Here is a 24938-nt window from a genome sequence, read left to right as displayed (position 1 = left end):
CTTGCGGATCTTTTTGTTCTTTCGAGGTGTTTATGCTTGATGTTAAGAGTCAGGATATTTCCATCCCCGAGGCCGTTGTGGTGCTTTGCACCGCCCCGGATGAAGCTACCGCCCAGGATCTGGCCGCCAAAGTGCTGGCGGAAAAACTGGCCGCCTGCGCCACCCTCCTCCCCGGAGCGACATCGCTGTACTACTGGGAAGGCAAACTGGAGCAGGAGTATGAAGTTCAAATGATCTTGAAAACCACCGTTTCACATCAGCAAGCGCTTATCGACTGCCTGAAGTCTCATCACCCGTATCAAACGCCCGAACTTCTGGTTTTACCTGTTACTCACGGAGATACTGATTACCTCTCATGGCTCAACGCATCTTTACGCTGATCCTGCTGCTGTGCAGCACATCCGCCTTCGCCGGATTATTCGACGCGCCGGGTCGCTCACAGTTCGTCCCTGCCGACCGGGCTTTTGTTTTTGATTTTCAGCAAAATCAACACGACCTTACCCTCTCCTGGCAGGTAAAAGAGGGTTACTACCTTTACCGTAAACAAATCAGCATTACGCCGACGAAAGCGGATATCGCCGCAGTCCAGCTCCCGGCAGGCGTCTGGCATGAAGATGAGTTTTACGGGAAAAGCGAAATCTACCGTAAGCGGCTAAACGTTCCGGTAACAGTTAACCAGGCGGCGGCTGGCGCGACATTAACGGTAACATACCAGGGGTGCGCCGATGCGGGATTCTGTTATCCGCCGGAAACGAAAACGGTGCCACTAAGTGAAGTCGCCGCGGCAATAGACGCCACGCCGACGTCTGCTGTCACCCAGACGGGTGAGACGTCAAAACCCGCCGCCCAGCTACCTTTCTCCGCGATCTGGGCACTTCTGATCGGCATCGGCATCGCCTTTACGCCCTGCGTTTTACCCATGTATCCGCTGATTTCCGGTATTGTACTGGGCGGAAGGCAACGTTTGTCGACGGGTCGCGCACTGCTGCTGGCCTTTATCTATGTACAAGGGATGGCGCTGACCTATACCGCACTGGGTCTGGTCGTCGCCGCGGCGGGATTACAGTTTCAGGCGGCGCTGCAGCACCCTTATGTGTTAATCGGCCTTGCCATCGTGTTCACCCTGCTTGCGTTGTCGATGTTTGGCCTGTTCACACTACAGCTCCCCTCCTCACTGCAAACCCGGCTAACATTAATGAGTAATCGTCAGCAAGGCGGCTCGCCCGGAGGCGTCTTTGTTATGGGGGCGATTGCCGGATTAATTTGTTCTCCCTGCACCACAGCGCCGTTAAGCGCGATTCTGCTCTATATCGCTCAGAGCGGAAATATGTGGCTGGGCGGCGGCACGCTGTATCTGTATGCATTAGGCATGGGTCTGCCGCTAATTCTGGTCACCGTATTTGGCAACCGCCTGCTGCCGAAAAGCGGCCCGTGGATGGCGCATGTCAAAACCGCTTTTGGTTTCGTAATCCTCGCGTTACCGGTATTTTTACTGGAGCGGATTATTGGCGAGGCTTGGGGTTTACGGCTGTGGTCGCTGCTGGGCGTCGCTTTCTTTGGCTGGGCGTTTATCACCAGCCTTCAGGCCAGACGTGCATGGATGCGTATCGTACAGATTATCCTGCTGGCAGCAGCGCTCATTAGCGTGCGGCCGCTACAGGATTGGGCATTCGGATCGCCGTCCGCGCAGACTCAGGCGCACCTCAATTTCACGGCTATTTCTACCGTGGACGAGCTCAATCAGGCGCTGGCACAGGCCAAAGGCAAACCCGTTATGCTGGATTTCTACGCCGACTGGTGCGTGGCCTGTAAAGAGTTTGAAAAGTATACCTTCAGCGATCCGCGGGTCCAACAGGCGCTCGACAACACGGTGCTCTTGCAGGCTAACGTCACCGCTAACAATGCGCAGGATGTCGCGCTGTTAAAGCATCTGCAAGTCCTCGGGCTACCCACCATTCTGTTCTTTGATGCTCAAGGTCAGGAACAGCCGCAAGCGCGAGTCACCGGCTTTATGGACGCCGCAACCTTTAGCGCGCATTTGCACGATCGCCAACCGTGAGCGACACTTGCAAAAGCAAAGACGGAGGAGAATACCGTGCAACGTGAAGATATTCTGGGAGAAGCCCTGAAATTACTGGAGACGCAAGGGATAGCCAATACTACGCTGGAAATGGTGGCGGAGCGCGTAAATCAACCACTCGACACATTACAGCGTTTCTGGCCAGATAAAGAAGCCATTTTGTATGACGCGCTACGTTATCTTAGTCAGCAGGTAGATATCTGGCGACGCCAGCTTCTTCTTGATGAGACCCTTTCTGCTGAACAAAAGCTGCTGGCACGCTACAGCGCGCTCTCGGAATGTGTCAGTAATAACCGTTATCCTGGTTGCCTGTTCATTGCCGCCTGCACGTTTTATCCCGATCCAGCCCATCCTATTCATCAACTGGCCGATCAACAAAAACGCGCGGCACATGATTTTACCCATGAGCTACTGACCACGCTGGAAATTGACGATCCAGCGATGGTCGCAAGGCAGATGGAGCTGGTGCTGGAAGGTTGTCTCAGTCGAATGCTGGTCAACCGCAGTCAGGCTGATGTAGATACCGCTCAGCGGTTGGCGGAAGATATTCTGCGTTTTGCACAGTGCCGCCAGGGTGGCGCGCTAACCTGACGGAGTACTGATTTTACGCATTTTGCCTGAAAAGCAGACAATCAACGCGCTTTTATCACTTTTTTCGTGTAAAGCCGTTGACGACCGCGCCCCTTTACGGTTTAATGCGCCCCGTTGCCCGGATAGCTCAGTCGGTAGAGCAGGGGATTGAAAATCCCCGTGTCCTTGGTTCGATTCCGAGTCCGGGCACCACTATTCTGTTTTTATGCTTCTCAGGATGTCTCTATAAGTATTTAGATTCAGAGAATTAGCGTAAAAAATGTCTCAGTGCGTATCTGTTTATCTGTACGTATCCGACAAAATTTGAGGTCAGATTGCGGGTCATTCAGTTCGATAAACTGAGTGACTCATTATGTTAACTGATTCCCACATCCGCACTGCAAAATCCCTTGAAAAATCCTACAAGCTGACTGATACATACGGTCTGTACCTGATGGTTTCTACCACCGGTTCACGCTTATGGTATTTCCGTTACCGCTTTGCTGGTAAAGAGTTCCATCTGGCGTTTGGCACTTACCCTCAGGTGACACTGGTCAAAGCCCGCCAAAAACGTGATGCGGCAAGAAAGCTGCTGGCATCTGATATAAGCCCCTCTCAGCTTCGCAAAACCGGAAAATCCCCCGTTGACGAGTCCCGGACCTTTAAATTCATCGCCACCGAATGGCACACGGATAACCTTGTTCGCTGGTCAGAAGGTCATGCGGACAAAATCCTGATATGCCTTAAGCGCTATGTCTTTCCTGATATTGGTGCAATGGATATCACCAGGATTGAAACCCTGCATCTGGCCGAGCCAGTCAAAGCTATCGATGATAAGGGCGTGCATGATGTCGCCGGACGGGTACGCCAGCATCTGACCAAAATCATGCATCATGCCGTACAGCGCGGTCTTATCCGCTATAATCCGGCCTTTGACCTGGATGGCGTCGTGACCCCGGTTGTGATCCAACATCACCCCGCCCTGCCCCTGAAACGCCTGCCGGAGCTGCTGGACAAGATCAATGGCTACAAGGGGCGGGAGCTGACCCGTCTGGCGCTGGAGCTTAATCTGCACGTCTTTTTGCGTTCCAGCGAACTGCGTCTGGCCCGCTGGGATGAGTTCAACCTCAAAGCCCGTATCTGGACAGTACCCGCGCAACGCGAGGCGGTGAAAGGAGTGCGGTTCAAAGATGAAAGATGAGCATCTGGTGCCGCTGTCTTCTCAGGCCGTTACCCTGCTGGAGCAGATGCAGGTATACGGTCACGCGGCAACAAGGCCTGCTGTCTTTGCAGGCCGCAGCCCGTCAGGTAAAAGGCGCTGAATGTCAGCAGATGCAGATGAGCCGGAATATCTCGGCGTGAAGGAGCGTTAACCAGCAAGCTGGCGCAGTTAAAAGGATAAGTGTGAAATTTGACCTCTGTCGCAGTTGCCTGCGAGCCGGTGTTTGCGGAGGTATTCACCGGTAGGGGCTGCCATCCTGAGTTCCTCAGGCGCTTCTTTCAGGCCATGAAGCATTTTGTGCTGGGAAAAAGTCTATCCTGCAAGCGATAGTAAAGAAAGAAGAAACTATTTTTAGCCTTAAAAAATTATCGAAGGTTATTCCAATAAGACAACATCGCTAAGCGATACCGATTCCAGCTTTTTAGATTATGACCTTTCTTCTGGTATTTATAATCTTCTATCCTCAAGCAGAAGTAACAACATCTGCATCAGATAAAAGGTAAATACATCAAATTATTCGGATAGAATGTTTTGATGTATCCATCGTCAAATATAGTCATCAACGGCAGTTAATTTTTTAAATAAAAATATCCCACGACAGTCTGAACTGACAGATAACCCAGTAGTTACGGAGTGCTCCAGCAGTTATAACAAATAATCGAGAACGCAATGAAATTATTCACAAATGATAGCCACTCTTAGAACACTGAAAATTATTATTTTTGGTAATATATATCCAACCTATTCTTTTACCTAACTGAAAATTAATTTACACAGAAGTCAAAACTGCCATTTCATTATCTATAATATCTAATCGACGGGCTGTAGATAGATAATAGCATTGTATTTAGCTAATATATTTCACAGTGTTTCTAGTATATAGATAACGTGATTTTTATATGCCATGATAACGATAAAATAAGGAAGTATATCATATTATGCCATGGTAATAATAACCTAATAAATAAGATAACAATATTTCCAACATTTCAATTCTCTATTCATGTGGTTCCAACAGCCCACCGATCTCTAACGCCTGTTGAAGAAACCGCAAACCTGAAGTGGTGATGGTTAAAGTTCGATATTCATCAGCCTTTGTTATATATCGCCTATCAAGCATACACCGAAGCAATATAGACCCTAATTCGCCTGACAAGTGGTAGCTCTGTTCGCTCCAGTCCATGCAAGGAATTACCAACGCTCTTCGGGATGGGGGAACAGAACGGATATCAATGTCCAGTTCCTTTATAAACCATTGATAGCCTTTTTCGCTAATTTCTAGGTGATCTCGTTCAGTAATCAAGATCTGTTGTTTCGACAAGCTTTCAAGAATAGATACACCAACATGCCCAGCAATGTGATCATAGCATGTCCGTGCATAACATAGTTTTTTGAATCCTGCAGGCTTACGCCGCTGTTGAAGAGCAAGATCAGTATAAGTTGCTGCCATCATTGACTCAATAGCCTGCGCAACAAGTTGGTTGTATAAGCGATAGTACCTATTTCGTCCAACCTTCTCAAAAGTAACAACTTTGAAATATAATAATTTCGATAAGTGATTACTTGTTGATTGCGCAGATAACCCCGATAGGTAAGCCAATTCTGATGCAGTCAAATGATTGCTATCCATCAGTGAAGAAAGCATCTTTGCTCTGCCTGGATTGGCTAGTAAGTATGCAAGTCGGCTAAAGTTAGGTAAGGAATCGTCCATAGCAATGATAGTTCATCGTGTAATGAAACATCTCCAAAAGTGAAGAGCCATAATACAACTACATTTGATTCACATGGCATAATTTAATGTTTTTGTATTCTTACTTACAAAAAAATACACTTTTAGTTTATAGAACACTTATTTTGATCATATGGGGAGGGTTAATATTCTTTACCACTGGAGTACAAGGGATAATTAATAATTATATATTATCTTTATCAATGATGTTTGGAGCATTTATAGGTAGTGCAACTCCTGTTGGAGGTGGGGTGATCGCATTTCCAGTGCTTTCTTTCATCAAACATGCTCCTTCATCAGAAGCAGCGACCTTCTGCCTTGCTATGCAGGCTTTTGGTATGACGGCAGCATCTCTAACCATTTATAAGAATAAAATTAAAGTCAATAGTTTTCTTATAATTTATAGCACAGTTATTGCTACTCTAGGATATTTAGTAGGCCTAGCATATATTCAAAATCCATTTTCATCAGTAAGTCTAAAAATATTCTTCTCTTCATTCTGGTTGACATTCGGCATTGCTATATATCTTCTACGTCGAAAAAACAAAGTGATGCTGACGATGAGAAACAAAGGGGAAATGGCATCATCAAAAATGTTAACCCTAGGAATAATTAGCTTTATTGGTGGGGTAATTACATCTTGGATAGGAAATGGCATAGATGTGATGTTTTTTTGTGCTTTGATATTAATTTTTTCCGAATCAGAATCTATCGCTACGGCTTCAGCCGTCGTCGTTATGTCTTTAATATCTATTTTTTCAACCATTATAAATTTCAGTACGGGTAACTATAGTACACATACACTAGAATATCTAAGTGCAACGATCCCAATTGTCATATTTTTTGCCCCTCTAGGCATAATGTACGCGACAAAAAGAGGTGATTTATTTATCCGCAAATTACTACTGCTTATAGTAACAATACAATATTTAGTTGTAGCATCGACATATTTCCATATCATTAACAACTTAATCATTTCGGTCTGTGTTATTTTAATATCAGCATTATTTCTTTTACTCATAAACAAATTATTCAAAGGAAAAATAAATGAGCAATAATCATAATACAGGTTTTCTACCTAAAGTAATATTAGCCACCATATGTATGGGATCATCATTTCCCACAGGGAAATACCTTATAGCAAATGAGCACATGCCCCCTTTCTTAATGGGAGGATGGCGATTTTTAGCGGCTGGGTTACTTATGTTAATTAGTGCTACCATATTAAAAGGATACAGACAGGTAGTCCCAACATATAAGCAATCAATTGTAGGAGGAATTATTCTTACTGGTATAATTGGATGTTTGCAAACAACAGGAACGATGGGTTTTTTGAACCTTGCATTACAAAGTGTCTCATCTTCAATGTCTTCAATCATACTTTTTACTAACCCACTATGGTTATCATTATTAGCTCACTTCCTACTGAAAGATAAATTAAATAAAAGAAAAATAATTTCACTCATAATAGGAATTTCTGGTGTCATTTTCTGCCTTGGATTGAGTACCATGCAAGGGGGGATAGGACTAATTTATGCTTTTTTGGGTTCATTATGCTGGTCAATATGCACAATAATAACAAAAAGATTTATCTTTGACAAAAGTAGCTGGGTATTAACTGGCTGGCAGTTATTCTGGGGGGCAATATTTATGCTACTCACTGCATACATAAGACATGAAGAATATAATATAGGATCGCTCCAATTGTGGGGATGGGTATGGTTTATTTGGTTAATCATTCCTGCAAGTATCGGATCCTTTGGGCTTTGGTTCTCTGCATTACGCCAGGGAGGAGCAACTCTGACAAGTGGTTTTCTATTCTTAGTACCTCTTTTCTCTGTGATTTTTTCTGTTTTGGCGTTACACGATGGGCTCTCTACTCATCTAATACTTGGTGGAGGACTTATTGTCCTTTCATTATATCTTTTAAATAAAGGGGATAAAGATGAAATTAGGTAATGAAATTGCCTTAGAAAGTGGTAAACAATGGACTTTCGATAATAATGTAGCTCCTTATTTTGATAGTCATGTGCAGCAATCTGTTCCAGTTTATCTTGAAGGCCATGAACTAATTTGTTTCATTAGTGATTTCTTTGTTAGAGATAACGCTATTATATATGAAGTTGGTTCATCGACAGGAGCGTTGATTAATAAAATTTTTGACCGGCACCATATGAAAAATAATGTTCGGTTCATTGGCATCGAACCTGTAAAAAGTATGGTTGAACAAGCAAAAAAACAATCAAAGGGAAAGCATATTGAATACATTAATGAATGTATAGAAGTAGTGGAACTAGAACCGTGTAATCTTATCGTATCATATTATTGCGTACAGTTTATAGAAATGGGAAATAGAGAATATATATTCCATAAATTCTATGAAAAATTACAGCCGGATGGAGCTCTGATTATTTTCGAGAAAGAAATAATTAATGATTCAAAAATTAATGAAATTGTTGAGTCTTGCTATCTTAAATTCAAATTAAAACAAGGATTTTCTATTGATGAAGTTCTCTCGAAAAAATTTAGCTTAGAAGGTGTAATGAACACTAACACTGAAAATCAAAACATACGTCTATTGATGAATGCTGGGTTTACCCAGTTTGAGACAATCATGAAATACGGAGAATTCCATGGATACCTTTGTATCAAATAGTTTAGTCAATGAGAATGAAACTAAATGGGAGGATTTGCATAAGAAATCTTCATTAAAAGAAACTAGAACTACACCTAGTTATGCTATACGCAGAATATTTTCTGAACGAAATATGATAGAAACGAGTGGAACATGTTCCAATACAAATACTCTTGAAATAGGTTGTGGTTTTGGTCGAAACCTTCTATATCTTTTAGAGAATAAATTTTCTGGAAAATATGTAGGAATAGATCAAACAGATATTTCGATATCGAAAACCTCTTCATTATTAAATAACTATATCAATCACGGGATTGTGAAAATTCTCAAAGAAAATGCAGGCGAACAACTTCCATTCTCAGATGAAAGTTTTGACTGTGTATTTGACATTATGTCCGCTATTACATTTATACCAGATGAAGATTTAAGACTGAGATATTTCGATAATATCTGTCGGTTATTAAAACCTGGTGGCATATATTTTTTCTTATGTGTCAGAACGGAAGGTTTTTTTAAGGATAAAATATTAGACCCTAATCTTGGCGATGAAAGCTTGTTTAAACGGAAATTCGATAATATGATCGAGAAATCGTATATAAGCGATGAATTGGAAAGATACTTACATAAATTATCTCTAAAAAAACTAGATGTGGTGTCAGAACACATTAGGGCTTTTGGAGATGAAAATTTCGAGAGAGAAAATGGATTCTGGTTTGGTTGTTTTATGAAAGGTTAATAGGGCATACTTTACCAAGAATAATGAATCGTAGCATGAACAAAAAACATGGTTTCAATGAGCCATCCATCGATCTTAATTTAGCCCCTCAATTTCCGACAGGTAAATATGCAGACCATATTAATTTTGGAAGGAGCAATCTGATCAAGGCCTTGGAAAACAAATCTGACATGTCATATTTCATTATGACTTATGATGCATACTCCTCTTTCGACAAGGAAAATAAAAACCCTGAACTATTGGAGGCTCGACGGCATTACTCATGCAGTATCATTATATTATTTAATTTCGAAAAATCATTTAATTTCAATGAGATAGAAAATACTAACATGGAAAAGATAGAGTTATTATTTTCAGAATTCATATCACTAATTTATAATATTCTTGATCAAGGATATTATGTAGGTGCTGTTATTAATAATCCAATCTTATTCAAGTATTTTCAACCATTTCTGATTTGGGGAATTTTACCTTATAGCTCAACAGAATCTCAGGTACATAGAGAATTTATATCCGCATTAAACCTTCCTGTTGGTTTTGAATGCCAATCATTGGGAAAAACACAATTAGCTATAAATGGAATTATTTCAGCATCATCCCCGCATAATTTCATAGGAGTAGATTACAATGGAAGAATAAGTCAAATAATATCTAAAAGCAATCCACACTGTTATCTTGTCATCAAGGACTATAATACATCAACAGAAGTTAACTACAATACTGGGATACAATATTTCGATGGTAGTAGCAGAATTATAGATGTGGCTATATAGATTTAAATAAGTATCCTCAATATATTTGAGGATACTTATCTAATCAGAAAAAATGGAATGTTTCTATATTAACAGACTCAATATTCTGATATCGTTCAAAACAGCATGCATAAATTACAAGTCGGCACCTATCGGTACTACAGCAGGAGCACTCATCGGGGAACAGGTGGATAGCTGTAACATTTGATGAGTGTTACTACATGTATTAATTTATATCTACTTCTAGTAAGTTATCCTAGATAACACCAGGAAAAATATTAGATTATTCAACGACACTCTATGTTACATAATTATTAAGGTAAATACTTACAGCCATTTTCCAAGTTATTAAACTTTCACACTCTATGATTTTAACAAAATAATTTTTTTAATTTTCATAATCAGGGAAGCACACAATTTTATCCATATTACATTCTGAGCTTGATAAATTAATTGAAGGGATAGCTGAAGGTTCAATTAATTGAGCAGCCATCCAGTCATGCTGAAAGCTACCGTCACGAAAAAAAATATCCTTCCTTTTTTTAATGGGATTATGAAGTTTTTGGTGCCGGCATTAAGATTGACTGTATATGTAACCTTAATTGCTGAGTTTTCACCGTAAAGATCTGATAGCTTCTTATTTAAAATATCTACATAATAGTTCTCGGCGATTGTAAATGGCATATGAGGAGCCGTTTCGTGAAGAAAAAGGCTTTCTAATTCTTTCCTTGGGAACCATTCCAGGAGGCCCTTAAATCTAATTGCCAGAGCGCCCCCAATCCACTTGGTTTGACCGGGCTCAATTGTTACAGGCCCACGATTACTATTTGGATCATTAGAAAGTAAGCAGGCTTCACGCCCATATGCTCCGGTTGTTGATATATCATGACTACGTATAACCTCTACTTTTGCTGAGGTGAATATAATTGGGTTGCTACTATAGTTTCTGAGCTCCAAGATAATGAACGCATCATTGGCCATATCTGTTTTAAACTTTAAACCCGGTCTGGCTGGAAGTAACCTTGATTGAATTACCGCCAAATTATATTCATCTTTAGGCATGATTATATTTTTGATATAAATAAAAAATCCGCACTACCTTTTAAGCTAAAGATAAAACCAGGACAAAAAATTATTGCTGCCCCTATGGCCATTAATGTTCTTTTTATATTCACGATATGCACCTAGATTTTTCATTTTATCAATTAGATATCTACTTTTTTGAAGAATGAGCTACGTATCGATTTGTTCTTTTATAAAATGGAACATGATCAGTGATAGTCACAATAAAAGACTTTTTCAGGCTACCAATCATTATCTATGTGGCTATCTGGAATTTCTCATTGTCAGAGTATGGAACCGAACTGGGTTTGATTGTCCCTAGATGAAAAATCCACATATGCAACCAATTTATATCTTTCAAACCCACTCAATTTTTCCATTTCGCAGCCAAAAATGTGATTTACAGCCTTTTTGTAACAAAACTGAAGGATGAAACGTTGGAATGTTTTTTTGATCAACATGGATCGACCAATTAGGTTTAGCTTCTTTTAGGAGTAACAATTCAATCCACTTGCCACACCCACATGGGCAGAAAAATGCTACTGCCCAGTCTTCATTATTTTCCCTGGCTAAGATCAAATCACGCTTAGGGAGTTTGAGTGGAGGGGTATCCCCCTCTACCACAATAACCCGTCGGTGAGGCATTAGAGATTCTTTCAGTTTTAAAAACCAACGGGGCCAACTTATTTAGATATCTCCTTGTTGCTAAAACACGGCATGCCCATAAGCGGCTCTATTAATCCTCGACCAAAATGAGGATTATGTGCACGCTCAAAGTCTGATTCGTTCATGAAATCTTCTTCATTAGCAGCAAGTGAGAAAATCGATCGAGTTCGTTTGCTATTTGAGTCATGACGGAATGGATATTTACGGGCAATAAACTCCATCACGCAATCGCTGGCAGCACGCATGTTAAGCGTTATTACTGAAGGAGCCTCATCAGCAATACCTTTGATATACCCCTCGGCAATTTGCTCATCGAGCTCATCGGAGGCGACTTTTTGAAGGTATTCTCTGTGTAATGTTTCTGGGGTATATACACCACGGTCTGCCAGTGTGCTTCCTCCAGGTTTCACATAGTCTAAGCGCCCACATACATCCCCAATTGTTATCCCACTTTCTGTTTCTCGAGTAGGTATAGTAACTGCAACATCAAACAGTGGTTGCAAGAAGGCAGTAGCAACGCGATCGCACATTTGTCGGCCTTCAAAGCTGTCTACGCAGCAGAACAATACATCAGCCATACCAGCTAAAGTTATGGCCTCACGAGTTGACAGGCTGGCTTTATGTCAACGCCACGATGTTTGACCGTTATTTGCCATTTTCATGCCCGCTAAGATACTTTCGTTACTGATGCTGTCCGCTTTTCACCATTTCATCATCACTGATTGGCGTTGTGTTTTTGGTCAGCACTCCAGCTTTACGTTTCTCTTTTAACCGGTAACTCTCTCCTTTGATATTCAGCGTGGTTGAGTGATGTAGCAACCGATCCAGTATCGCTGTTGCCAGCACGTGATCTCCGAACATTTCTCCCCAGTCTGCGAACCCTTTGTTTGACGTCAGTATGATGCTCGCTTTTTCATATCGACGGTTCAGTAGCCGGAAGAACAGGCTGGCTTCCTCTCTGTTCATCGGCAGATAGCCTATTTCATCCAGGATCAACACCCGGGCATAACTCAGTTGCTGCAGCTGACGCTCCAGACGGTTTTCCTGTTTCGCTTTCATCAGTGTCGCGATCAGTCTGTCCAGTGGCATAAACAGTACCCGATGTCCCGCATCCACCGCTTTCACGCCAAGAGCTATGGCCAGATGAGTTTTTCCGACACCAGGAGGTCCCAGCAGGATCACGTTTTCGCTGCGCTCCACGAACGCCAGACCAGCCAGTTCCCGGACAACCTTACGGTCGATGCCCGGCTGGAAGGTAAAGTCGAACTGCTCCAGCGTTTTGACCCACGGCAGACGAGCCTGCTTCAGCCTGGACTCCATACCGCGCTGATGCCTGCCGTTCCATTCCTGCTGTAGCGCCATGCACAGGAACTCCCGGTAGTTCAGCTCTTTTTTAGCTGCCTGTTCCAGCAGGCTTTCAACGTGATAACTCAGATGCTCCATTTTCAGGCGACTCAGCAGGACTTCCAGCTCATGCATCACAACAGCTCCTCATAGGCACTCAGTGGTCGATGTTCCACCTGACTGACCTGCTGCCAGAGCGGGGCGTGATGCTCCGGCACTGTCTGCCAGCCAGACGATGCCGAACAGAGGCGATGTGAGGCCACCAGTTTCTCATTACTGTAGATCCGCAACTCGTCATCCAGCGATATTCGTATCGATACCGGCTGACCACACAGCGCTTCGGGAACGCTGTAACGATTACCACCAACCTCGATATAGCTGTCCCAGGACACATGGCGGATATCGAAGTAACTGGTATCGAAGTCCGTATCCGGTAACGGCTGCAGATGTTCCTGCTCCAGCGCGAAGCGCTGTTCCGGCGTTTCTTTGAACTGGCGAAGTTCCCGTTTGTCAGCCACATCGGCTATCCATTGCTCCAGTTGTTGATTAACATGAGTGAAGCTGTCGAACCTGCGGTACCGGACGAAGAAGTTCTCCTTGAGGTATTTCACCATTCGCTCAACCTTACCTTTTGTTCTGGCCCTGCGTGGACGGCATGCCCGTGGCAGGAAGTTATAGTGGTCGGCCAGCAACAGGAATCCGGAGTTGAACACGACTTTCCCGTTGTTATTCTTCAGCACCGCAGCCTTCTGGTTATCAACCAGCACCGTTTTCACACAACCACCGAAGTAGCGGAAGGCGCGAACCAGTGATTCGTAGGTATGCTCAGCATCCTGTTTTGGTGCTGCGAAGACATGGAAGCGGCGGGAGAACCCCAGCGTATTAACCGCAAAGTTAACTTTGCACCGTTGCCCGGCAACCTCCACCTCAACTTCGCCCCAGTCGTGCTGGAGCTGGTATCCAGGCTGAGTTTCGAAGCGAACTGTTCTTTTTGACGGACGCATTTTACGTTTGGGCTGGATGTAGTAACGCAGCATGGAACGTCCGCCCGTATAACCCATTGCCTTAATCTCCGCGAAGATAACCTCACTATTCCAGACATTCTCTGCCAGGCGCATGTCGATGTAATCCATAAACGGTTTCAGCTTAACCATTTTGTGGCGGGTCTTTCTGGCTGGCGGTTCAGGGTATTTGAGGTAGCGTCTGACCGTCCGTTCAGAGCAACCAATCTGAGTCGCAATATCGACAATGTACGCGCCCTGCTGGCGCATTTGCTTTATCATGTAAAAGTCCTCTCTGCTCAGCATGTTGATGTCCTTTCTGGTGTGAGAACCTTAAGGAAACAACATGTTGGGGGGAGCGGACAATCCAAATGGTGAATTACCGTCTTATATCACTGGCGCTGACATTGCCGGATTCACAACTCTATTATCTGGTCGATGCCTCTTATCAGCAGGCGGTAAATGCGTTGTCGGAAGATAAACGCAAACAACTGCCGCAGTCCTGATTATAGTGCGCCGACTAACGACGTCAGGGCGATATCAATGAGGCGGATGACCGTTGAGCGGATACGGCTGCCGAGGGCGATTTGCGCATTATTAGCGCGTAGCCGGGCGAGATCTCGCTGTCCTTCCAGCAGAATGATAATATCGTCGTCGTCCAGCCAGCCGCGAGCGTGTTCCTGAAGCGCGCGGGCGATAAACGCGGCGGACTCGCGGATACCGTCGTCACTGTCTTCTCTTGCCTGCTTGTACGTCTGGATAAATTCGGCAATCGCCGAGGATGCTATAGGATGTTCGGCCCGGTCGGCGGTAAGCAGGTTACGCATTTCGTTAATAGACGTCATTTTCATCTCCCTCAGTGCAGCGAGCGCCCCAACGCAGACACTCACCCTGTATGGCTAATTTCCAGACCTGATTATTTTGTTGTTGGTATCTTTCTGCCTGAATGTCAGTAAGTGGTTGCTTACGTTGCATAACCCGCGCATAGAGACGCAAATAGTGATTTTTCAGCAGAGTCAGATTATCGAGTCGGCGTTTATCCCCACGTTGACGGGCGACCCGCTCAGCCTGAAAAAATGTCTGGCGGATATCGCGGTCATCCTTGAGTAGTATCTCTTTTTGCCACGGTATTCGCGCCGCGTCCTGCAGGAAGCGGGTTGAGTGCGCCTGTAATAGCGTCAATTGGTGGAAAGCCACGGCGCTAAAGTGGTCAGGCAGCGTACAGGCGGATAAAAAAAGGCACAGCAATAGTGTGATTGCGTAGCGTAACTTCATGGTGTTTCCATAACAGACCGTTTGCGCTATTACATGCCTGAGCGACGCGGCGTGCAAATCACAAATGCTCAATGAGGGAAAATGAGATGAAATGGGGCAAATGATGCCGCTTTCCGGTTATTCGGAAAGCGGCGTGGAGGTTATTTGAGCATAGGTTTAAGGAAGCGGGCGGTATGCGACGCCTCACACTCCGCCACGGTTTCCGGCGTACCGGAGACGAGAATTTCGCCGCCGCCGCTGCCGCCTTCCGGGCCGAGGTCGACAATCCAGTCCGCCGTTTTAATGACGTCCAGGTTGTGTTCGATCACCACGATGGTGTTGCCCTGATCGCGCAACTGATGCAGAACGTCAAGCAACTGCTGAATGTCGGCAAAGTGCAGGCCGGTGGTCGGCTCGTCGAGAATATACAGCGTCTGCCCGGTGCCGCGCTTCGACAGTTCGCGCGCCAGCTTCACGCGCTGGGCCTCGCCGCCGGAAAGCGTCGTCGCCGACTGGCCGAGACGGATATAGGTCAGGCCAACGTCCATCAGTGTTTGCAGCTTACGCGCCAGCGCCGGAACCGCATCAAAGAACTCACGCGCTTCTTCAATGGTCATATCCAGCACTTCATGGATGGTCTTGCCTTTGTACTTAATCTCCAGCGTTTCCCGGTTATAGCGCTTGCCTTTGCACTGGTCGCACGGCACGTAAATATCCGGCAGAAAGTGCATTTCGACTTTAATGACGCCATCGCCCTGGCACGCCTCGCAACGACCGCCGCGCACGTTGAAGCTGAATCGTCCTGGGGTATAGCCGCGTGAGCGAGACTCCGGCACACCAGCAAACAGCTCGCGAACCGGGGTAAATACGCCCGTGTAGGTCGCCGGGTTGGAACGCGGGGTGCGCCCGATCGGGCTCTGGTCGATATCGATCACTTTATCGAAATGCTCCAGCCCCTGAATATCCCGATACGGTGCCGGTTCCGCGATAGTCGCCCCGTTTAGCTGACGCTGGGCGATGGGGAACAGTGTGTCGTTAATCAGCGTCGATTTACCGGAACCCGAGACGCCAGTGATACAGGTAAACAGCCCTACCGGTAGCGTAAGGGTCACATCTTTCAGGTTGTTGCCGCGCGCGCCGGTGAGTTTGAGCACTTTTTCTGGATTTGCCGGCACGCGTTGTTTCGGCACTTCAATTTTGCGTTTACCGCTCATGTACTGGCCAGTCAGCGATTCCGGTACCGCCATAATGGCTTCCAGCGGGCCTTCCGCCACCACCTCGCCGCCGTGAACGCCTGCGCCGGGGCCAATATCAATCACATGGTCGGCGGCGCGGATAGCGTCTTCATCGTGTTCCACCACAATCACGGTATTGCCGAGATTGCGCAGATGAATCAGCGTACCCAGCAGCCGCTCATTATCGCGCTGGTGCAGACCGATGGACGGTTCATCCAGCACATACATCACGCCGACTAACCCGGCGCCTATCTGGCTCGCCAGACGAATACGCTGGGCTTCGCCGCCGGAAAGCGTCTCTGCCGAGCGGGAGAGCGTGAGATAGTTCAGACCAACGTTTACCAGAAACTTGAGGCGATCGCCGATCTCTTTTAGCACTTTTTCGGCGATTTTTGCCCGTTGCCCGGAAAGCTTGAGATTAGTGAAAAAATCCATCGCATGGCCGATGCTCATATCGGAAATAGCGGGCAGCGGCGTATTTTCCACAAATACATGGCGCGCTTCGCGATTCAGTCGCGTTCCTTCACAGCTGGCGCAGGGGCGATTACTGATGAATTTCGCCAGCTCTTCGCGCACCGCGCTGGATTCCGTCTCTTTATAACGGCGCTCCATATTATGCAGCACGCCTTCGAATGGATGGCGGCGCACGGAGGTATCGCCGCGATCGTTCATATATTTAAATTCGATGTTCTCTTTGCCAGAACCGTACAGCACGACTTTGTGTACGTTGGCGCTGAGGCTTGCCCACGGCGCATCCACATCGAACTTATAGTGCTCCGCCAGCGACTTGAGCATCTGAAAGTAGTAAAAATTGCGACGATCCCAACCACGAATCGCGCCGCCTGCCAACGACAGGTCGGGATTCTGGATCACGCGGTCTGGATCGAAATATTGCTGAACGCCGAGGCCGTCACAGGTCGGGCAGGCGCCTGCCGGGTTGTTGAACGAGAACAGACGCGGTTCCAGTTCGCGCATACTGTAGCCGCAAATCGGACAGGCAAAATTGGCGGAGAACAGAAGCTCCTCCGCTTTCTCATCGTCCATATCGGCAACAACCGCCGTGCCGCCGGATAATTCCAGCGCCGTTTCGAACGACTCCGCCAGGCGTTGGGAAAGATCGTTACGAACTTTGAAGCGATCGATCACCACCTCAATGGTGTGTTTCTTTTGCAGCTCCAGCTTCGGCGGATCGGAGAGATCGCACACTTCGCCGTCAATACGGGCGCGAATGTAACCCTGGCTTGCCAGATTTTCCAGCGTTTTGGTGTGTTCGCCTTTACGCTCTTTAATAATCGGCGCCAGCAGCATCAGACGTTTGCCTTCCGGCTGTGACAGCACGTTATCGACCATCTGGCTAACGGTTTGCGCCGCCAGCGGCACGTCATGATCCGGACAACGCGGCTCGCCCACGCGGGCAAACAGCAGGCGCAGGTAGTCGTGGATCTCGGTAATGGTACCCACCGTAGAGCGCGGGTTGTGAGATGTCGATTTCTGTTCAATTGAGATCGCGGGCGACAGCCCCTCAATATGGTCGACATCCGGTTTTTCCATGAGCGACAAAAACTGCCGCGCGTAAGCGGAGAGCGATTCAACGTAACGACGCTGCCCTTCGGCATACAGAGTGTCGAAAGCCAGTGAGGATTTGCCTGAACCCGAAAGCCCGGTCACGACAATCAGTTTGTCGCGCGGGATGACGAGGTTAATATTTTTGAGATTATGGGTGCGGGCGCCCCGAACTTCGATCTTATCCATTCACCTTTCCCGGTAGAGACTCGGATGCCTGGTTTGTTTGAAGGACAAACGGCAGAAACGGCTAATTATGACACAATTTAACCTGTTTGAATATACAGTATTGGAATGCATCTTCAGCTAAAGTATGTAACAATATGAGGTTCGCGCGAGTGAACTGGAACCTGCATCGCAGCTATTAAAATGCTACGTGGAAATGGTACACTCACGCGTTTACACTATTTATGAAACGTATTCAGGAGACTCAATCATGGCCAGCAGAGGCGTAAACAAGGTGATTCTCGTTGGTAATCTGGGCCAGGACCCGGAAGTACGCTATATGCCGAGTGGCGGCGCTGTCGCCAACTTAACGCTGGCTACTTCTGAATCCTGGCGCGATAAGCAGACCGGCGAAATGAAAGAGCAAACGGAATGGCACCGGGTGGTGATGTTCGGCAAACTGGCGGAAGTGGCCGGCGAATATCTGCGTAAAGGTTCTCAGGTGTATATCGAAGGTCAACTACGTACCCGTAAATGGACCGATCAGAGTGGTCAGGAACGCTATACGACTGAAATTAACGTTCCGCAGATCGGCGGCGTGATGCAGATGCTGGGTGGTCGCCAGGGCGGCGGCGCACCGGCAGGCGGTCAGCAGCAGAGCGGTTGGGGCCAGCCGCAACAACCTCAGCAGCCGCAGGGCGGCAACCAGTTCAGCGGCGGCGCGCAGTCGCGTCCACAGCAATCCGCGCCAGCGCCGTCTAACGAACCGCCAATGGATTTTGACGACGACATTCCATTCTGATTATCTTTTTAAATCAAAGCATTATTTTCATGTTTTGAAAGAATCTCAGGTTGCCTCTCGCTCAGAATTAGGTTTGAATCTCTGGGCGGGAAGGCAACTGGTCAGAAAAAGGATAGTTGTAGATGGATTTTTCTGTGCGTCGACCACTATCCGAAGAGTGCTAGCCCTCCTCTCATGTATCGAACAGGTACCATCGTCAATTCCTGTTTGACGTTTCCAAACGATAAATTCAAAAGACGCATTCTGCGTTCTCTTTCCCGGTGTAAAAAATTATTACTGAGTATTATTCATACTTATCTATCTGAAATTATTAAGATAAAATCAGATTTATTATTCAATTAAAATATTACCGGCTGGCTTTACTCCATTTTTCGTGCTCCGTAAGAGATGGATACTACGGCTACCTTTGTACGCGATAATATATTAAGTACAAGGCGTACTGATGCTTTACTGAGTTCTTTCCTGGATAAGGTAGTTTTGTCAGTAAATGAGATGACAGGGAGGAGGTGAAAATATAGGAATGATATTCGGATGGAGAGATGGCAGAGCATACCGTTACACTTCTGTACCGGAAGTGAGTTACTCGCCCCTTCATAACACTCTCGATGACCAGCCATCATTGCATAATGATCTAATTTTTCCTGGAAGATTTGGCACCCCCTCAGACTTAGTACTTATGCCCCTTCTATAGATTTGCGCTCTTATCATCTTAATACAATCAGAATAGTTTCGTGTAGCGACGTTATTATTATGTAATTTATGAATACTTTTTCGCAAAAAATAGACGTTTTTAATATGTGAGATTTTTTTTACCGTACAAGTTATAGATACATAAATATCCTTTTTGGGTAAATGACTTTCTATTATCGCATACCTATTTATGGTTATGCTCCACGTTAAGGAGCATAAATCGTGGTTTGTGGCTATTTTTATATAAATAAAAGACCGTTTTTGGCCTTTTCTTTTATTGTTAATAATTATTACTCTCACTGGTCTGATTTGCACTGGCAATTTTACGTATATTGAAGTCCCTATTTTCTTATGCTTTAATAATGAAACATTAATTTTACATAAGGAGATCCTATTTCTATACGATATGATTTATATTGATGGGGGTGCGATTTGCAAACCGTTCCCATATTAAATATTTAGCTAATAATATTATTTACAGAATTTAAATCTATATTCTGGAATAGCTATTTTTTGTCGAGTGGGTAGGGTAATTTTCGATGAAAACTATTTAACTAAAACAGCATAAGCAAAGAAAAAGTGAAGTTATTTAGTTAAAAAATAACGCACCTTAATTTTGATACATACACGGTATTATCATGTCCATATTTATAAAGACAAATAATGCCAGAAAATCATAACGTCTAAAAGTACATTGGTAGCTGAAAGCCAAGGGCGGTAGCGTTCCATCCCCCCAAAGTCTCAATCTCTTTTATTTCTCTATATCCTAAAATATCTTTTTACCCGCTGTGTAATATCAGGAGTTGACATGGAAGACGAAGGTAATCCGTGGCCTAGTTTTGTTGATACATTTTCAACAGTGCTATGTATATTCATATTTCTCATGTTGGTATTTGCACTTAACAACATGCTTATTATGTACGATAACTCAATTAAGGTATATAAAACAAGTAATGCAGAAAATATCAATCCTAATGCTAAAGAAATTAAGGATGAAAAAGAAGTTATAAACGAATCTACTAAAGTAGATGAAATAGATAAAACGAAAGCCATTGATGAAAGGAACTTTAGTGGCACTACTGAAAAAACGGGGAAAGAAAAGGGTATCTATGATATCGCTAATGGGCAACGGGTTGATATGACCGCGACAGAAAAGGAATTTATTATTACCTATTACGGTAGGTTAAGAAGCTTTTCAGAGGAGGATATAAAAAAATTAACCGCTTGGTTAAAAGAGCATGGAAATAATAAATTATTAATAGAAATGATTGTTCCTCAGTCGGATATTTCTTATTCGGACTCTTTGCGTTTGGGCTACGAACGAGGGATTATTTTAATGAAAGAAATTAAGATAATCTGCCCTGAGGTAGATATTGATATGAGTGTTAATTCAGGAACTTCAGGAGTAGGTGGCAAAGCCATTATTACAACTGTCGATAAAAAGGTGTCAGAGTGAAATCTATAAATAAGTATCGCTATTTCTTTACCTGTTTCCTTATCGCAATAATTCCTTTTATTGCTTTGTCTTTTGATGGGATTAGGGGTTACGTTTTTGATAATTTCATGGTATCTGCGATCTATAACAGTGTTATTATCGCTATCTATATTATGGGATCTGTATGCACATTATTTACCGTATTTAAAAATTGCGATGCAAGAGAAATTTTAACTACCAATAATGCCAATAAAAAAAGCTCTACACTTTCCAGTCTTAATCAGGTCATTTTTGCTGATGATTTCATGAAGTGTGATTCCAATTTATTAATAGAGTTAGATGATAGTGTGTCGACAGCTCGTAATCAACGATTATCATTTATTATGAGTTGTAGTAATGTCTCTACTCTAATTGGTTTATTAGGAACATTTGCAGGCTTGTCTATTACTATTGGATCAATAGGCAATCTATTGAGCACCCCATCAGGAGTTGGTGGAGAAAGTTCCAGTAATACTTTACATATGATTGTTACGATGGTGGCATCGCTTTCTGAACCATTGAAAGGAATGAATACTGCTTTTGTTTCATCTATCTATGGGGTTGTGTGTGCTATTCTTCTAACATCCCAAAGTGTTTTTGTTCGTAGTTCTTATGCTCTTATTTCTGCTGAAATTAAGAGATTAAAAGTAAAAAGAAGTCGGGCAAGTAGTAATCGACAACGAAGCTTACGGATAGAATCAGAGACACTTTTCGAATTTAAGGAACTATTTAGAGAGTTTTTCGACAACTATAAATCCATTGAACTTTCACGCACCCAAGCAGAAGAAAAAAAACTGACGGTTTTTTCTGATGGCCTATCCAGCTTACAGAATAAATTATCTGATAATACTGTGATATTAGAACAGCTTTCTAAACAGGTTGATAATTATATAAATATTAGTAATAAGCATTACATCCAAATTTCTGACAACATGGATAATGTGGCAGAACATTTATCGAAAGGTAATGCCTTAATTTCTGAAAATAACGTGATGTTAGCTCAATTAAACCATACACAAGACTCTATAGATAAAAAGAACGATACAGTAATTGCATCACTTGATAGATGTCATCAGGAATCTGTTTCCCAAAGAAAAACCATAGATAGTATTGCTATCGAAAACGTAAAGGTTACTCACCTTGTCACAGAGATGAAAGCTGCCATAGATGAGGATAGTAATAATATTCATTCAGCGTTATCCAACTTATCTGCTGCAGATGAAAAAATTATTGATAGAACAAAAATGATAGGTGCTGAAATAGTTAGTTATCGTGAAACATATATCCCATTAATGGAAAAAATAACGTTGATGCATCAGAAATTATTAAAGCAGAGCTTATTACATGATGAGGTAAAAAATGAAGATTAAACATTTTTTATTAACGGCAGCTTTTATTATGCAAGGTGCTCATGCTAGTGAATTTGCAATACTGCCATTAAGTAAGTTGGTGGATGCTGCATTAAAACATCAGCCATCTGTTGCTATTTCCTATTACGAAACTGAAAAGAAAAAAAGTGATTTAGAAGCTACGAGGGCTTCGCTTTATCCTACATTGGATCTATCGTCTGGTATTAATAATAACAGAAAAGAGTCTTCCGGTGATGAACGAAATATTGAAAATAAAATTTCACTATCGTATCGGATTACTGATTTTGGTGTAAGAGGAGCAAATATCAGAAAATCTGAATATGAAAAAAACAGTAGTGATATTGATTATGAAAAAACAAAAAACACAGTAGCTCAAGAGGTTATAACAACTTATTATAATATCAGTAAATATCGTGAAATGATTGATGGTATAAATAAAGAGAAAGAATTTTATAAAAACATGTTGGGTACCTTTTCGCTATTGGTATCATCTGGTGTTGCTATGCAATCTGACTTGAGAAAAGTACAGGTTTCGATCGATGCATTGAATACCAGAAGTATTATGTATCAATCAATGCTGGATGATGAAATGTATAAGATGAAAAATATGACTGGCATGCAGTTATCGCCAGATCAAATCCAAAGTGATGAACATTTCGATTTATTTAAAAAATATATTTTTGTGGATAGCCCTGAAAAGCTTATGAATATGGTTATGAAGTACAATGATGACTATAAAATGCTTGTCAGCGCGCGAAAGGCGGCCTCAGAAGATATTAATGCTGCTAACTCTTCCTATTTCCCAACTGTCGATTTAGTGTCTAGCTATGTACAGAATAATCCAAGTGGCAGCGCCAAAAAAAGCGATTACGAAAATGAATTTAAGACAGGGGTTAATGTTAGTTTAAATATTTTTAATGGCTTCAGAAACTCAGCACAAGAAAGTAAAATGGTAGCCAGTTATTCTCAGGCAAAATTACAAATTGACGATTTTTTGCTGAAAACGCGTTATAACATCGATTCCCAACTTTCAAAGTACAGTGCAGCAAAAGAAACATATTTAGTAGCTGAACGTTCTCATAAAAATGCTTTGCAACTTACTGGGTTATATGAGCAAGAATTTCAGCTAGGACAAAAAAGTTTGCTTGATTTAATTTCTAGCCGTAATGAAGCATTTCAGGCATATGTAAGCATGGTAGATAGTAAATATAGTTTATATATGCTGAAACTACAGCAACTATCTTTAGTTTTTCATTTAATTGATTACCTGAAAGGAAATTCAGCTAGTGAGTTGAATATAACAAAATGAACAGGAAGCAGAGTGATCGTCTTATGATGATAATCATAACGCTAACAATTATGATTGTCATTCTTACCTATTTTGTAAAGATAAATTCTGTAGTGCATGGTCAGGGTGTTATTACAACCAAAGATAATGCTCAACTAATATCTTTGTCTAAAGGTGGAACGATACAAGATATTTATGTAACAGAGGGAGACACTGTAAAAAAAGGAGAGCTACTTGCAAAGATAGTTAACCTTGATTTACAAAAGGAATATCAACGTTATAAAACTCAAAAGGGGTATCTGGATAAAGATGTAAACGAAATATCATTCATTCTTGATAAACGAAATGAAGATGGATTAATTTCACTTGATGGTGTGAGTTCTTTAAGTAACAAAGAGGTAAAAGCTAATATTGAACTGGTTCATAGCCAGATAAGAACTAAAGAATTAAAAAAAAATTCTCTTGATTCGGAGATTGATGGATTACAGGAGAAATTAAATTCCAAAGAAAAAGAATTAGCTTTGCTCGCAGAAGAAATAAATATTCTCTCTCCTTTGGTGAAAAAAGGTATTAGTCCGTATACTAATTTTCTAAATAAGAAACAGGTGTATATTAAAGTTAAATCTGAAATTAATGATATTGAGAGCAGTATAACTTTAAAAAAAGATGATATTGAGTTGGTTGGTAATGACATTAAGGCACTGAATAATGAATTAAGGCTTTCATTATCTAAGCTCATATCTAAAAATCAGCAAGAGCTTGAAGTCGTTAACTCAACCCTAAACGTAATAGAAAAACAATTAGATGAAGAGGATATTTACTCACCTGTTGATGGGGTTATTTATAAAATAAATAAAAGTGCCACTACACATGGTGGTGTTATCCAGGCAGCTGACTTACTCTTTGAAATTAAACCGAAGGTGAAGACTATGTTGGCTGACGTAAAAATACCACCTAAGTACAGAGATCAAATATATTTAGACGAAGCTGTCAAACTGGATGTTCAATCAATTATCCAGCCAAAAATGAAGTCATATAGTGCGACAATCGATAATATTAGCCCTGACTCCTATGAAGAAAACACCGGAGGAACTATTCAACGATATTATAAGGTAATTATTTCATTCGACGTAAATGAAGATGATTTGCGGTGGTTAAAACCAGGCATGACAGTTGATGCCAGTATAATTACCGGAAAACATAGCATTATGGAGTACCTGCTGTCTCCACTGATGAAAGGCGTGGATAAAGCTTTTTCAGAACCTGTTAATACTAAAAGATTAAATCTTTCTTAGAGATA

At 43.0% G+C, this 24938-nt stretch carries 22 protein-coding genes, 1 tRNA gene and 2 pseudogenes; 16 read left to right on the top strand and 9 right to left on the bottom strand.

Translation table 11 applies throughout. From position 1 onward, the window contains the following. Window positions 1-32: 32 nt before the first annotated feature. The 5 genes and pseudogenes from cutA to ACE15A_RS02875 all read left to right on the top strand — a co-directional run. Complete coding sequence (gene cutA / locus ACE15A_RS02895) at window positions 33-380, top strand: divalent cation tolerance protein CutA (protein ID WP_000887832.1); 348 nt, start codon at window positions 33-35, stop codon at window positions 378-380. Further along, a complete protein-coding gene (locus tag ACE15A_RS02890; protein WP_053507700.1) occupies window positions 356-2059 on the top strand; it encodes a protein-disulfide reductase DsbD in 1704 nt (567 codons plus the stop codon). Before cutA ends, ACE15A_RS02890 begins: the two co-directional genes overlap by 25 nt. 36 nt (window positions 2060-2095) lie before the next feature. Further along, complete coding sequence (locus tag ACE15A_RS02885; RefSeq protein ID WP_053507701.1) at window positions 2096-2671, top strand: transcriptional regulator; 576 nt, start codon at window positions 2096-2098, stop codon at window positions 2669-2671. Window positions 2672-2787: 116 nt separating this feature from the next. Beyond that, window positions 2788-2863 (top strand) — tRNA-Phe (locus ACE15A_RS02880). A 160-nt stretch (window positions 2864-3023) separates the two neighbouring features. After that, window positions 3024-3903, top strand: a pseudogene (locus tag ACE15A_RS02875) (tyrosine-type recombinase/integrase); the annotation flags it as partial. 966 nt (window positions 3904-4869) lie between these two features. Here ACE15A_RS02875 and ACE15A_RS02870 read toward each other — a convergent pair. Continuing rightward, the gene (locus ACE15A_RS02870; RefSeq protein ID WP_053509795.1) at window positions 4870-5583 is read right to left on the bottom strand and encodes a helix-turn-helix transcriptional regulator; all 714 of its coding nucleotides are present in this window, start codon (window positions 5581-5583) and stop codon (window positions 4870-4872) included. Between the two features lie 86 nt (window positions 5584-5669). Between ACE15A_RS02870 and ACE15A_RS02865 the strand changes: the two genes are divergently transcribed. Genes ACE15A_RS02865 through ACE15A_RS02845 form a run of 5 tightly spaced genes read left to right on the top strand, consistent with a single transcriptional unit; the run spans window position 5670 to window position 9745 of the window. Next, window positions 5670-6659: a sulfite exporter TauE/SafE family protein gene (locus ACE15A_RS02865; RefSeq protein ID WP_226998529.1), complete on the top strand. Its 990-nt coding sequence runs from the start codon at window positions 5670-5672 to the stop codon at window positions 6657-6659. Further along, window positions 6649-7560, top strand: coding sequence for a DMT family transporter (locus ACE15A_RS02860; protein WP_053509793.1), 912 nt, complete (start codon window positions 6649-6651; stop codon window positions 7558-7560). The genes ACE15A_RS02865 and ACE15A_RS02860 overlap by 11 nt, the downstream gene beginning before the upstream one ends. After that, the gene (locus ACE15A_RS02855) at window positions 7547-8257 is read left to right on the top strand and encodes a methyltransferase domain-containing protein (RefSeq protein ID WP_064055779.1); all 711 of its coding nucleotides are present in this window, start codon (window positions 7547-7549) and stop codon (window positions 8255-8257) included. Before ACE15A_RS02860 ends, ACE15A_RS02855 begins: the two co-directional genes overlap by 14 nt. Next, window positions 8235-8972, top strand: a complete 738-nt coding sequence (locus ACE15A_RS02850) for a class I SAM-dependent methyltransferase (protein WP_053509791.1) — start codon at window positions 8235-8237, stop codon at window positions 8970-8972. Before ACE15A_RS02855 ends, ACE15A_RS02850 begins: the two co-directional genes overlap by 23 nt. A gap of 35 nt (window positions 8973-9007) precedes the next feature. Next, on the top strand, window positions 9008-9745 hold the full coding sequence (locus ACE15A_RS02845; RefSeq protein WP_053509789.1) for a hypothetical protein: 738 nt from the start codon (window positions 9008-9010) through the stop codon (window positions 9743-9745). A gap of 456 nt (window positions 9746-10201) precedes the next feature. Here the strand turns inward: ACE15A_RS02845 and ACE15A_RS02840 are convergent, their stop codons facing one another. The 5 genes from ACE15A_RS02840 to istA form a co-directional block, all read right to left on the bottom strand. Next, the gene (locus ACE15A_RS02840; protein WP_053509787.1) at window positions 10202-10786 is read right to left on the bottom strand and encodes a hypothetical protein; all 585 of its coding nucleotides are present in this window, start codon (window positions 10784-10786) and stop codon (window positions 10202-10204) included. 357 nt (window positions 10787-11143) lie between these two features. Beyond that, window positions 11144-11431 carry a DUF6527 family protein gene (locus ACE15A_RS02835; RefSeq protein ID WP_072158743.1) on the bottom strand — a complete coding sequence of 96 codons (288 nt, stop codon included), beginning with the start codon at window positions 11429-11431 and terminating at the stop codon, window positions 11144-11146. A gap of 38 nt (window positions 11432-11469) precedes the next feature. Then, window positions 11470-12030 carry a hypothetical protein gene (locus ACE15A_RS02830; protein WP_174202394.1) on the bottom strand — a complete coding sequence of 187 codons (561 nt, stop codon included), beginning with the start codon at window positions 12028-12030 and terminating at the stop codon, window positions 11470-11472. 103 nt (window positions 12031-12133) lie between these two features. Then, window positions 12134-12931 carry an IS21-like element IS21 family helper ATPase IstB gene (istB, locus tag ACE15A_RS02825; RefSeq protein WP_000544830.1) on the bottom strand — a complete coding sequence of 266 codons (798 nt, stop codon included), beginning with the start codon at window positions 12929-12931 and terminating at the stop codon, window positions 12134-12136. After that, the gene (gene istA, locus ACE15A_RS02820) at window positions 12931-14103 is read right to left on the bottom strand and encodes an IS21-like element IS21 family transposase (RefSeq protein ID WP_000952373.1); all 1173 of its coding nucleotides are present in this window, start codon (window positions 14101-14103) and stop codon (window positions 12931-12933) included. Before istA ends, istB begins: the two co-directional genes overlap by 1 nt. 95 nt (window positions 14104-14198) lie before the next feature. Between istA and ACE15A_RS02815 the strand changes: the two are divergent. Beyond that, a pseudogene (locus ACE15A_RS02815) lies at window positions 14199-14303 on the top strand (MmcQ/YjbR family DNA-binding protein); the annotation flags it as partial. On the opposite strand, the gene ACE15A_RS02810 reads toward ACE15A_RS02815, so the two are convergent. The 3 genes from ACE15A_RS02810 to uvrA form a co-directional block, all read right to left on the bottom strand. Further along, entirely contained in the window at window positions 14304-14642 is a 339-nt protein-coding gene (locus tag ACE15A_RS02810; RefSeq protein WP_053508380.1) for a hypothetical protein, read from the bottom strand. Continuing rightward, a complete protein-coding gene (locus ACE15A_RS02805) occupies window positions 14629-15072 on the bottom strand; it encodes a hypothetical protein (RefSeq protein WP_053508382.1) in 444 nt (147 codons plus the stop codon). The genes ACE15A_RS02810 and ACE15A_RS02805 overlap by 14 nt, the downstream gene beginning before the upstream one ends. A 140-nt stretch (window positions 15073-15212) precedes the next feature. Further along, entirely contained in the window at window positions 15213-18038 is a 2826-nt protein-coding gene (gene uvrA, locus ACE15A_RS02800; RefSeq protein ID WP_000357725.1) for an excinuclease ABC subunit UvrA, read from the bottom strand. A 247-nt stretch (window positions 18039-18285) separates the two neighbouring features. Here uvrA and ssb1 point away from each other — a divergent pair, with 247 nt between their 5' ends. The 5 genes from ssb1 to ACE15A_RS02775 all read left to right on the top strand — a co-directional run bounded on the left by ssb1 (window position 18286) and on the right by ACE15A_RS02775 (window position 24933). Continuing rightward, window positions 18286-18816 (top strand): single-stranded DNA-binding protein SSB1, encoded by a 531-nt coding sequence (gene ssb1, locus ACE15A_RS02795; protein ID WP_023246297.1) that lies wholly within the window; start codon window positions 18286-18288, stop codon window positions 18814-18816. Between the two features lie 1498 nt (window positions 18817-20314). Then, on the top strand, window positions 20315-20962 hold the full coding sequence (locus ACE15A_RS02790; protein ID WP_023246298.1) for a hypothetical protein: 648 nt from the start codon (window positions 20315-20317) through the stop codon (window positions 20960-20962). Continuing rightward, window positions 20959-22350: a MotA/TolQ/ExbB proton channel family protein gene (locus ACE15A_RS02785; RefSeq protein WP_023246299.1), complete on the top strand. Its 1392-nt coding sequence runs from the start codon at window positions 20959-20961 to the stop codon at window positions 22348-22350. The genes ACE15A_RS02790 and ACE15A_RS02785 overlap by 4 nt, the downstream gene beginning before the upstream one ends. Continuing rightward, complete coding sequence (locus ACE15A_RS02780; RefSeq protein ID WP_023246300.1) at window positions 22340-23659, top strand: TolC family protein; 1320 nt, start codon at window positions 22340-22342, stop codon at window positions 23657-23659. Before ACE15A_RS02785 ends, ACE15A_RS02780 begins: the two co-directional genes overlap by 11 nt. After that, the gene (locus ACE15A_RS02775) at window positions 23656-24933 is read left to right on the top strand and encodes an HlyD family type I secretion periplasmic adaptor subunit (RefSeq protein ID WP_024149523.1); all 1278 of its coding nucleotides are present in this window, start codon (window positions 23656-23658) and stop codon (window positions 24931-24933) included. Before ACE15A_RS02780 ends, ACE15A_RS02775 begins: the two co-directional genes overlap by 4 nt. Window positions 24934-24938 lie beyond the last annotated feature (5 nt).

The organism is Salmonella sp. HY31 (assembly GCF_042604575.1).
Classification (GTDB): Bacteria; Pseudomonadota; Gammaproteobacteria; order Enterobacterales; family Enterobacteriaceae; genus Salmonella; species Salmonella diarizonae.
This window is presented reverse-complemented; position numbering and strand designations above follow the sequence as displayed.

Bases quoted from the DNA above. Each gene is read 5' to 3' on its own strand.
- istA (WP_000952373.1), bottom strand. From the start codon at position 14,103: ATGCTGAGCAGAGAGGACTTTTACATGATAAAGCAAATGCGCCAGCAG.
- ACE15A_RS02855 (WP_064055779.1), top strand. From the start codon at position 7,547: ATGAAATTAGGTAATGAAATTGCCTTAGAAAGTGGTAAACAATGGACT.
- ACE15A_RS02850 (WP_053509791.1), top strand. From the start codon at position 8,235: ATGGATACCTTTGTATCAAATAGTTTAGTCAATGAGAATGAAACTAAA.
- ACE15A_RS02835 (WP_072158743.1), bottom strand. From the start codon at position 11,431: ATGCCTCACCGACGGGTTATTGTGGTAGAGGGGGATACCCCTCCACTC.
- ACE15A_RS02775 (WP_024149523.1), top strand. From the start codon at position 23,656: ATGAACAGGAAGCAGAGTGATCGTCTTATGATGATAATCATAACGCTA.
- ACE15A_RS02780 (WP_023246300.1), top strand. From the start codon at position 22,340: ATGAAGATTAAACATTTTTTATTAACGGCAGCTTTTATTATGCAAGGT.
- ACE15A_RS02865 (WP_226998529.1), top strand. From the start codon at position 5,670: ATGTTTTTGTATTCTTACTTACAAAAAAATACACTTTTAGTTTATAGA.
- ACE15A_RS02845 (WP_053509789.1), top strand. From the start codon at position 9,008: ATGAACAAAAAACATGGTTTCAATGAGCCATCCATCGATCTTAATTTA.
- ACE15A_RS02790 (WP_023246298.1), top strand. From the start codon at position 20,315: ATGGAAGACGAAGGTAATCCGTGGCCTAGTTTTGTTGATACATTTTCA.
- ACE15A_RS02860 (WP_053509793.1), top strand. From the start codon at position 6,649: ATGAGCAATAATCATAATACAGGTTTTCTACCTAAAGTAATATTAGCC.
- ACE15A_RS02830 (WP_174202394.1), bottom strand. From the start codon at position 12,030: ATGGCTGATGTATTGTTCTGCTGCGTAGACAGCTTTGAAGGCCGACAA.
- ACE15A_RS02840 (WP_053509787.1), bottom strand. From the start codon at position 10,786: ATGCCTAAAGATGAATATAATTTGGCGGTAATTCAATCAAGGTTACTT.
- ssb1 (WP_023246297.1), top strand. From the start codon at position 18,286: ATGGCCAGCAGAGGCGTAAACAAGGTGATTCTCGTTGGTAATCTGGGC.
- uvrA (WP_000357725.1), bottom strand. From the start codon at position 18,038: ATGGATAAGATCGAAGTTCGGGGCGCCCGCACCCATAATCTCAAAAAT.
- ACE15A_RS02870 (WP_053509795.1), bottom strand. From the start codon at position 5,583: ATGGACGATTCCTTACCTAACTTTAGCCGACTTGCATACTTACTAGCC.
- ACE15A_RS02810 (WP_053508380.1), bottom strand. From the start codon at position 14,642: ATGACGTCTATTAACGAAATGCGTAACCTGCTTACCGCCGACCGGGCC.
- ACE15A_RS02890 (WP_053507700.1), top strand. From the start codon at position 356: ATGGCTCAACGCATCTTTACGCTGATCCTGCTGCTGTGCAGCACATCC.
- ACE15A_RS02805 (WP_053508382.1), bottom strand. From the start codon at position 15,072: ATGAAGTTACGCTACGCAATCACACTATTGCTGTGCCTTTTTTTATCC.
- cutA (WP_000887832.1), top strand. From the start codon at position 33: ATGCTTGATGTTAAGAGTCAGGATATTTCCATCCCCGAGGCCGTTGTG.
- istB (WP_000544830.1), bottom strand. From the start codon at position 12,931: ATGCATGAGCTGGAAGTCCTGCTGAGTCGCCTGAAAATGGAGCATCTG.